Below are 4,377 nucleotides of genomic sequence, written 5' to 3' on the forward strand. Positions count from 1 at the left end.
CCCTCGAGCACCATGTCCCAGGGCGCCACCATCTGCAGGGAACCGCGGGCGTCCAGGGCAGCAGCGCCAAAGGCCGGCAGACCGGCCAGGCGGAACTCGTCGAACGACACCCGGTCGGCGGCCACGCGGCCCGAAGTCCGCACGACCGCCGCGCCGCGCGCGCTGTCGGCCAGCGCGAGCAGAAACTGCGCGTCATCGAGATTCGCCCGGCCCGACAGCCGGGCGGCCGGCAGCGCGGCATGCAGCAGCGCCGGCTGCAGCCCGGCCACCACCAGCGCAGCCCGCAGACCCGGCAGGTTCAGGCCCGGCAGCGACACACGGCGCGCCGGATCGATGTCGACGCTGCCGCTGAGGCGCCCCTCGCCCGGCAGTTCGGCGAGCAGATCGTCGATCCGCCAGCGGGGGGCACGCCAGCGCAGCACGCCACTGGCGCGGGTCACCGGCAGCCCGCCCTGATCGATCCGGGCAGGCTCGCGATTGGAAAGCGCCACCCGCATCGACAAGGCTTCGCCCGGTGCGTTCTGGCGCCATCGCAGCGTGGCCTCGCCATCGATCAGCGCCCGCAGGTCCGGCAGGCCGAGATGCGCCGGCCGCAGACCGCGAGCCTTGAGCTGCACCGGCTCGACCAGTCCGCCCGCCAGCAGCCGCCAGGCGGTGTCGGCCTCGAGCACGGGCACGCTGTCGGGAGCGGCACCCCGGGGCCTCGCCTGGACCGAGAGCGCGATGTCGCCGAGCGGGCCGCTCGCATGGGCAGCCAGCGAGACGCCCTGCCAGTCGAGGTCGGCCCGGGCCCGCGCATCGAGCGCGAAGGGCTTGCCGGTGGCGATGCGGCCGGTGAGGCTGGCGCTGCCCCAGGGCGTGCGCGCCGCCAGCCGCTCGATGCGCCAGCGCGCAGCCTCGGGGTCGTGGTCGGCAACCAGCTCCACCGCCTCGAGCACGATCGGCGCGCCCTGCGCCGGCCGCAGCGCCAGCCGTTCGATGCGGCCTGCCAGCAAGGCCATCGGCACCGGCAGGGCGAGCGAGTCGGGCAGGCTGGGCGGCGAGCCGTCATCGACCAGATCGACGTCGGCCTCGCGCACCTGCAGCGAGGCGATCACCACCCGGCCGCGCAAGGCCTGCGGCCACTGCCAGCGCAGGCGCAGGTCGGCAAGCCGGGCACGGGTGCCGGCCGGCGGCTGCCAGACCAGCCGCTGGATGCGCAGGCCCTCGGTGAGGCTGCCGCTCACGCCCTCGACCTGCAGGCGGCCATCGCTGGCCTGCACCGCCTGCCCCAGCGCCCAGACCAGGATCCGGTCATGCAGCTGCCATGCCGCGACGACGGCCAGCGCCAGCACCGCAGCCGTGATGGCCAGCCAGCGCGCGAGCGGAGAGCGCAGGGCGGCCATCAGAAGCTGTAGCCCACGGAGAAGTGGCCGCGTACCGCGCGGTCGCGCTGTCCGTAGGCGACATCGAGATTGACCGGCCCGATCGGCGAGCGCCAGCGCAGGCCCACGCCATAGCCCACGGCCGGGCGCCACTGCTCGACGGCATCGACCACATTGCCGGCATCGACGAAGCTGGCCGCCCACCAGTTGCCGCTCACCGGCACCTGGTACTCGAGGCTGCCCAGCGCCATCACGCGGCCACCGACCACCGCGTCGCCTTCCTTCAGGCCCAGCGACAGGTAGCGATAGCCACGCACCGACTGCGCGCCGCCGGCCCGGAACAGGTTCTGCGAAGGGATGTCGTCGCGCGTGCCGGAAATCACCAGTCCGCCCTCGGCGAGACCGATCAGGGTGCCCCGCGGCAGCGCTCCCTCGCCGTCGATCGGCCAGAAGCGCATGCCGCGGGCATAGAGCCGCACGAAGGAGCGATCGGACAGGACGCCGCGCGAGGCCGCGGAGACCTGCGTGCTGAAGGTGTAGCCCTGACGCGGATCGACCCGCGAGTCGAGCAGGCGCTGGCTCCAGGCCCAGCCCAGGGTGAGCGCGGCCCGGTTGCCGGTGATCTGTTCGCCCTCACCGGCATCGACCCGCGAGAATTCGGCCTGATACTGCAGCGAGAGAAAGGTGTCGATGGCCTCGGTGCGCTTGCCGCGACCCGCGTAGGCGGTGTGGGTGCGCGTGTACTCGCCCAGGGTGTCGAGCCGCTCGCTGCGCAGGCCGCCCTGCCAGTAGTGCCCGCCCGACTCCTGCGGGCTGCGCAGGTTGAGGAAGGCCCGGCCGCGCACCTGCTCGAGCTGCAGACCGGACTCCAGCAGCCAGCCCCGGCCGAACAGGTTGCGGTGGTCATAGCCGAGCAGGCCGCGCGCGCCCTGATCGGTGGAGTAGCCCAACCCGGTGGTGATCCGCTGCTGCGAGCGCTCGGAGAGGTCCACCAGCAGCGGCACCTGCATCAGCTCGGCATCGGCCTCGAGGGCGGCGAGATCGGGCAGCACCGTCACCGCGCTGAACTGGCCGGCCACCCGCAGGCGTTGCTGGAAGGCGAGCAGCAGGTCCAGCGAATACGGCGCCCCCTCGCTGAACGGGCGCAGATCGTCGACCAGCGAGCGCGGATAGCGCCGCAGCCCCTTGAGCACCAGCGGCCCGAAGCCGATCCGCGGCCCGCTGTCCACCACCAGCGAGAGCTGGGCGGCGGTCAGCTCCGGATCGACCCGCGCCCGGCTCTGCTCGATGCGGGCGCGCAGATAACCGGCCGACTGGAGCTGCTCGAGCAGCGCGCGCTTGCCCTGCTCCCAGTCGGCAGAGCGCAGGAAGCTGCCCTCGGGCAGCGGCCAGGCCTGCGCGAGCTGCTTCTCGATCGGCTGGCCGGCGGCCGCGCCATGCAGGCTCAGGCTGAAGGCCGCCACCGTGGTGCGCGCCCCGGCATCGACCACGATGCGCACCACCGGCGGTGCGCCGGCCTGCTCGGCCGGCTCGGTGAGCACCCGCGCGCTGGCCGAGAAGAACCCGGCGGCCTGCGCGACCGCCACCGCCTCCTCGCGGCCACGCTCGAGAAAGAGCGGCAGCTGCTCGATGCCGAAGCCGGGATCCTCGCGCCAGCGACCGAGCAGGGTACGCTCGCGCAGCGGCTCCACCAGCTCCTCGGGAGCCTCGATCTGCAGCTGGTAGTTGACGGTTCGGGCGCCACCCAGGGGCCCGCGCAGATTCCCCTGCGCGATCGCAAGCTCGGGCATCGAGCCGAGGACGGCGGCGGCCCAGAGGACTGCGATGAACCGCAGCATCAACCACACCCGATCAGCCTGGGCGCCTCGAACCGGCATCCGCGTCGTCGCCGCGCCCACGCCCGGCTTCCTCGGCAATCAGGCCCGGGGCTCAGCGCACCACGGTCTGCGCCTGCCCTGACGGGCGGGCGACGATCTCGCCGATGCGGTACACGGTCTCGCCCTGCGCGACGAGCAGCGCGCAGGCCTCGTCGGCATGCTCGGCGCCCATCACCACGGCCATGCCGATGCCGCAATTGAAGACCCGGTGCATCTCGGCATCGGCGATGCCACCCTCGCGCTGCAGCCAGTGGAAGATCGGCGGCATCGGCCAGGCGTCGCGGTGCAGCACCGCCTGCAGCGGTTCGGCCAGCACCCGCGGCAGGTTCTCGACCAGACCGCCGCCGGTGATGTGGGCCATGCCCTTGACCGGCAGACGGCCGATCAGCTCGAGCAGCGGCTTCACATAGATGCGCGTGGGCGCCATGACCGCGTTGGCGAAGGGCGCGCCATGGAAATCGTCGGCCATGCGAGGGGAATCGATGGACCCGTGGGCGCGCTCGATCACCCGCCGCACCAGCGAGTAGCCGTTGGAGTGCGCGCCACTGGAGGCCAGGCCCAGCACCACATCGCCCGGCGCGATGGTGCGGCCGTCGATGATGCGCGACTTCTCGACCGCGCCCACCGCGAAGCCGGCGAGGTCGTATTCGCCATCGGGATACATGCCGGGCATCTCGGCAGTCTCGCCGCCGATCAGCGCGCAGCCGGCCATCTCGCAGCCGCGCGCGATGCCGCCGATCACCGACGCGGCGGTGTCCACCGACAGGCGGCCGCAGGCGAAGTAGTCGAGGAAGAAAAGCGGCTCGGCCCCCTGCACCAGGATGTCGTTGACGCTCATGGCCACCAGATCGATGCCCACGGTGTCATGGCGATCGAGCGCGAAGGCGAGCTTGAGCTTGGTGCCCACGCCGTCGGTGCCCGACACCAGCACCGGCTCGCGGTAGCGGCGTGGCACTTCGAAGAGCGCGCCGAAGCCGCCGATGCCGGCCAGCACACCCTCGCGCATCGTGCGGCGAGCCAGCGGCTTGATGCGGTCGACCAGGGCGTCGCCGGCGTCGATGTCGACGCCGGCGTCTTTGTAGGAGAGCGGGGTGTTCATGGTCGAGGGGCCGATGACGGAGGGCCGCGCCGGCGCG

General features: G+C 72.8%; 3 protein-coding genes. All 3 read right to left on the minus strand.

Annotated features, from left to right (window positions below; translation table 11 throughout):
- On the minus strand, positions 1–1,385 hold a 1,385-nt coding region (locus tag AC2H6A_RS18175), incomplete at its 3' end, for an AsmA family protein (protein ID WP_484275129.1).
- A complete protein-coding gene (locus tag AC2H6A_RS18180) occupies positions 1,385–3,202 on the minus strand; it encodes an autotransporter assembly complex protein TamA (RefSeq protein ID WP_484275130.1) in 1,818 nt (605 codons plus the stop codon). The genes AC2H6A_RS18175 and AC2H6A_RS18180, both read right to left, overlap by 1 nt.
- Positions 3,203–3,293: 91 nt before the next feature.
- On the minus strand, positions 3,294–4,340 hold the full coding sequence (gene purM / locus AC2H6A_RS18185; protein WP_484275131.1) for a phosphoribosylformylglycinamidine cyclo-ligase: 1,047 nt from the start codon (positions 4,338–4,340) through the stop codon (positions 3,294–3,296).
- Positions 4,341–4,377: the final 37 nt, after the last annotated feature.

Source organism: Quisquiliibacterium sp., assembly GCF_982640115.1.